General features: G+C 65.8%; 7 protein-coding genes. All 7 read left to right on the top strand.

Annotated elements, in window-relative coordinates; genetic code table 11:
- Positions 1–684, top strand: a 684-nt coding sequence (locus WBV89_RS17230; protein WP_423982570.1) for a pyridoxal 5'-phosphate synthase lyase subunit PdxS, incomplete at its 5' end; no start/stop codon positions are given.
- Positions 678–1,259, top strand: a complete 582-nt coding sequence (gene pdxT / locus WBV89_RS17225) for a pyridoxal 5'-phosphate synthase glutaminase subunit PdxT (RefSeq protein ID WP_423982571.1) — start codon at positions 678–680, stop codon at positions 1,257–1,259. The genes WBV89_RS17230 and pdxT, both read left to right, overlap by 7 nt.
- A 12-nt stretch (positions 1,260–1,271) precedes the next feature.
- Positions 1,272–2,024 (top strand): YebC/PmpR family DNA-binding transcriptional regulator, encoded by a 753-nt coding sequence (locus WBV89_RS17220; protein WP_423982569.1) that lies wholly within the window; start codon positions 1,272–1,274, stop codon positions 2,022–2,024.
- Positions 2,021–2,473, top strand: a complete 453-nt coding sequence (locus WBV89_RS17215) for a peroxiredoxin (protein ID WP_423982568.1) — start codon at positions 2,021–2,023, stop codon at positions 2,471–2,473. Before WBV89_RS17220 ends, WBV89_RS17215 begins: the two co-directional genes overlap by 4 nt.
- A gap of 14 nt (positions 2,474–2,487) precedes the next feature.
- Positions 2,488–3,003, top strand: coding sequence for a crossover junction endodeoxyribonuclease RuvC (ruvC, locus tag WBV89_RS17210; protein ID WP_423982567.1), 516 nt, complete (start codon positions 2,488–2,490; stop codon positions 3,001–3,003).
- A 24-nt stretch (positions 3,004–3,027) separates the two neighbouring features.
- A complete protein-coding gene (gene ruvA / locus WBV89_RS17205) occupies positions 3,028–3,612 on the top strand; it encodes a Holliday junction branch migration protein RuvA (protein ID WP_423982566.1) in 585 nt (194 codons plus the stop codon).
- Positions 3,605–4,657: a Holliday junction branch migration DNA helicase RuvB gene (ruvB, locus tag WBV89_RS17200; RefSeq protein ID WP_423982565.1), complete on the top strand. Its 1,053-nt coding sequence runs from the start codon at positions 3,605–3,607 to the stop codon at positions 4,655–4,657. The genes ruvA and ruvB overlap by 8 nt, the downstream gene beginning before the upstream one ends.
- The last annotated feature ends 17 nt before the right edge of the window (positions 4,658–4,674 follow it).

Raw genomic sequence — 4,674 nt, 5'->3', positions numbered from 1 at the left:
ATGATCGAGGGGATCCAGTCGGTCTGCTCGATTCCGGTGATGGCCAAGGCGCGCATCGGCCATTTCGTCGAGGCGCAGATCCTCCAGGCCCTCAACGTCGACTTCGTCGACGAGTCCGAGGTGCTCACACCGGCCGACGAGACGCACCACATCGACAAGTTCGCCTTCGACGTGCCGTTCGTGTGTGGGGCGACCAACCTCGGCGAGGCGCTGCGACGGATCTCCGAGGGTGCGGCGATGATCCGGTCCAAGGGCGAGGCCGGAACCGGCAACGTCGTCGAGGCCGTCCGCCACCTGCGTTCGATCATCGGCGACATGAAGCGGATCACCCAGGCCGACCAGGCCGAGCTGTTCCAGTGGGCCAAGCAGCTGCAGGCGCCGCTGCCGCTGATCCAGGAGATCGCCGAGACCGGCAAGCTCCCGGTCCCGTTGTTCTGCGCGGGTGGCCTGGCCACTCCGGCCGACGCTGCGTTGGCGATGCAGTTGGGCGCCGAGGCCGTGTTCGTCGGTTCCGGCATCTTCAAGTCCGACGATCCGTCGCCGCGTGCGAAGGCGATCGTCGAGGCGACGACTCACTTCCAGGATCCCGACATCCTCGCCAAGGTCAGCCGCGGTCTCGGCGCGCCGATGACCGGAATCGGCATGGACGAGATCGACACCAGGTACGCCGAGCGCGGCTGGTGATCGTCGGCGTCCTGGCTCTGCAAGGAGCCTTTGCCGCCCACCAGGATCGACTACATGAACTCGGCATCGACGCGCCTGCCGTCCGCACCGCCGGCCACCTCGGCGACGTCGATGCGCTCGTGATGCCCGGCGGCGAGAGCACGACGATGTCACATCTGTTGCGCACCAACGACCTGTTCGACCCGATCGAGGATGCGATTCGCGACGGCCTCCCGGTCCTCGGAACCTGTGCCGGCATGATCATGTGTGCGAACGAGGTCCTCGACGGACGGCGTGATCAGCGTTCGTTCGGTGTGATCGACATCAGCGTGCGACGCAACGGGTACGGACGGCAGTTGGCGAGTTTCGAGGCCGATCTCGATGTCGAGGGATTCGCAGCGGACTTCCATGCCGTCTTCATTCGCGCTCCGATCGTCGAGCGGGTCGGATCGGGGGTCGAGATTCTGGCGTGCTATGACGGGGTCCCCGTTCTCGTGCGTCAAGGAAGCTGTACGGTGGCGTCGTTCCATCCGGAGCTCACGCCCGATGGGCGTCTGCACGCGATGTTCGTCGAATCGATCGAGTCCCAGAGCTGAGAGGGAGCTGACATGTCGGGCCATTCCAAATGGGCAACCATCAAGCACAAGAAGGGTGCCGCCGACGCGGCGCGCGGGAAGCTCTTCGCCAAGATGGCCCGCCAGGTCGAGGTCGCAGCGAAGGGTGGCAGCGATCCGGACATGAACGCAACGCTGCGGACGGCGGTCCAGAAGGCCAAGGCGGCGTCGATGACCAACGACGCGATCGATCGTGCGATCAAGCGTGGGTCCGGCGAGGGCGCGGACGCCGTCAACTACGAGACGATCATGTACGAGGGGTACGCGCCGGGTGGTGTGGCGTTGCTGATCGACGTGCTGACCGACAACCGCAACCGGATCAGCGCCGACGTGCGGCAGGTGTTCAGCAAGCTCGGCGGCTCGATGGCCGAACCGGGCGCTGTCGGATGGCAGTTCGCCCGCCGCGGGGTGATCGTGACCGTCGACGGACTCGATGGTGACGACGTGATGCTCGCGGCGCTGGAGGCCGGCGCCGACGACATCGTCGCGCAGGGTGACGCGTGGCGGATCATGAGCGATCCGTCGGACGTCTACGACGTCAAGGCCAAGCTGGAGGAGGCGGGCATCGAAACCGTGTCCGCCGACTCACCGATGGTCGCCGAGAACCTGATCGAAGTGACGGAACTGAAGGACGCGAAGGCGATCCTGCGGATCCTGGAGGCCCTCGAGGAGAACGACGACGTGCAGGATGTGTTCTCGAACTTCGACATCAGCGACGAACTGATGGAAGCGGCAGCATCGGAATGAGCATCTCGGTCGGAGATCGCGCCCCCGATTTCACCCTGCCGGGAACCAACGATTCGACGTATTCGTTGGGAGACTTCTCCGGCCGGCCACTCGTGTTGATCTTCTATCCAGGAGACGACACGCCGGTCTGTACGCGCCAACTCAACAGCTACAACGACGGGCTCGACCAGTTCGCCGAGCTCGACGCCCAGATCGTCGCGATCTCGGCTCAGGGCGTCTCCAGCCACGACACGTTCTCCGACAAGCACGGCTTCGGCTTTCCGCTGCTCGCAGATGTCGACAAGGAGGTCGCCGGGCGGTACGGAACCCTCGGTCCGATCGGGTTTCCCCGACGCAGTGTCTTCATCATCGACGCGGACGGAATCGTCCGCTACGCCCATCGGGCGATCGCCGGGCTGACGTTCCGACCGGTCAAGGAACTGGTCGCTGAACTGCGGAAACTGAGCTGATACAGTCCGAACCTGTGTTCGCTTTGCGTGTGCTCGGCATCGATCCCGGCCTGACCCGGTGCGGATATGCCGTGGTCGACGGGCGGGGCCCGTCGAACGTGCGGGCGGTGTCGATGGGGGTCATCCGGACCCCTCCGTCCGACCCGCTGCCGAACCGACTCGCGACTCTGCGCACCGAGTTCACGTCGATGATCGCCGAGTTCGAACCCGACGTCGTGGCGGTGGAGCAGGTCTTCTTCCAGGTCAACGTCCGCACCGCGATGGCGACCGGCCAGGCGAGCGGTCTCGCGTTGGCCGAGGCGGCGATCGCCGGCTGCGAGGTCATCCAGTACACCCCGAACCAGGTCAAGGATGCGGTTGCCGGATGGGGCGGCGCCGACAAGGAGCAGGTGCAGAAGATGGTGCAGGTCCGACTCAAGCTGGCCAGGCTGCCGCGGCCCGCCGATGCGGCCGATGCAGCCGCGATCGCACTCACCCATCTCTCGATGTCGCCGATCGGCCGCCGTCAGCGCCAGATCGTCGCACGATGAGCAGCACACGATGAGGAGCACACGATGATCGGATCGCTGCGCGGCAAGATCCTCGACCGCGAACTCGACGGAACAGCACTCGTCGAGGTGGCCGGCGTCGGATATCGGGTCAGCGTGACCGAGCGGACGTTGGCCGAACTGGAGCCCGGCAGCGAGACCTTCCTCTACATCCACCACCACGTCACCGAGACAGCCGAATCGCTGTTCGGATTCCGGGCGAAGGACGAGCGGATCACGTTCCACCATCTGATCAAGACCAACGGCGTCGGCCCGACGCTCGCAATGGCCGTCCTCGCGACCCATCCACCTGCCGCGCTCGTCGACATCGTCTCGAACAACGACATCGCGGCGATGACGCTCGTGTCCGGAGTCGGCAAGAAGACAGCCGAGCGATTGTTGGTCGAACTGCGAGATCGGCTGTCCGTTCCGATGCTCGACGGCGGATCGGAGACCTCGAGTTCGGCGGTCGCGGACGTTCGTGAAGCCCTCCTCGGGCTCGGGTACGGGACCGATGAGATCCGTGACGCGTTGCGTGACCTCCCGGGTGATGCGCCGAGCGCCACGCTGTTGCGCGACGCCCTGAAGTCGTTGGGAGCGAAGCGTGCGTGAGGAGTTTCTCGATCCGAACGTGCGCGAGACCGACGAGGATCCGGTCGGCGTCGAACTCGACTCCGACTCCGGTCTGCGCCCGCGTGCGCTCGAGGAGTTCGTCGGCCAGAAGGAGCTCAAGGAGCATCTGAACATCGTGCTCGAGGCCGCCCGCAAGCGGGGGCAGTCGGTCGATCACCTGCTGTTCGCCGGACCGCCGGGGCTTGGCAAGACGACCCTCGCGGGGATCATCGCCACCGAGATGGACGTGCAGTTGCACGTCACGTCGGGGCCGGCATTGGAACGCGCCGGTGATCTTGCCGCGATCCTGACCAAGCTCGAGGACGGCGACGTCCTCTTCATCGACGAGATCCACCGGCTCTCGCGTGCGGTCGAGGAGATCCTCTATCCGGCGATGGAGGACTTCCAGCTCGACATCATCGTTGGCAAGGGACCGGCGGCGTCGAGCATCCGATTGACCATGCCGCCGTTCACTCTGGTCGGTGCAACGACGCGGACCGGAATGATCACGGGGCCATTGCGGGATCGGTTCGGTCTCGTCGCGCGTCTCGACTACTACGACACCGAGGAACTGCGGATGATCGTCGAGCGGGCGGCGGGCATCTTCGAGATCGAGATCGATCGCGACGGGGCGCAGCAGATCGCCCGACGATCGCGCGGCACACCGCGCATCGCGAACCGTCTCCTGCGACGGGTCCGCGACTTCGCCGAGGTGCGCGCCGACGGAGCGATCACGAGCGATGTGGCGAGCGAGGGACTGGCGCTGTTCGGCGTCGACGACCGCGGTCTCGACAAGGTCGACCGCGCGATTCTGTCGAACCTGTGCAACCAGTTCGGAGGGGGCCCGGTCGGTCTGTCGACACTGGCGATCAGTGTCGGCGAACAGCCCGAGACCCTCGAGGACGTGTACGAACCATTCCTGATCACCCAGGGAATGATCGCGCGGACGCCTCGCGGGCGGGTGGCGCTCGCGGCGGCATACGAGCACCTCGGGATGCGACCGCCGATGGGCGACCGCTCCGAACAGCGGCTGTTCGACACCTGAACGGGACCTGACCGTGC

The organism is Ilumatobacter sp. (genome assembly GCF_049588435.1).
GTDB lineage: Bacteria > Actinomycetota > Acidimicrobiia > Acidimicrobiales > Ilumatobacteraceae > Ilumatobacter_A.
This window is presented reverse-complemented; position numbering and strand designations above follow the sequence as displayed.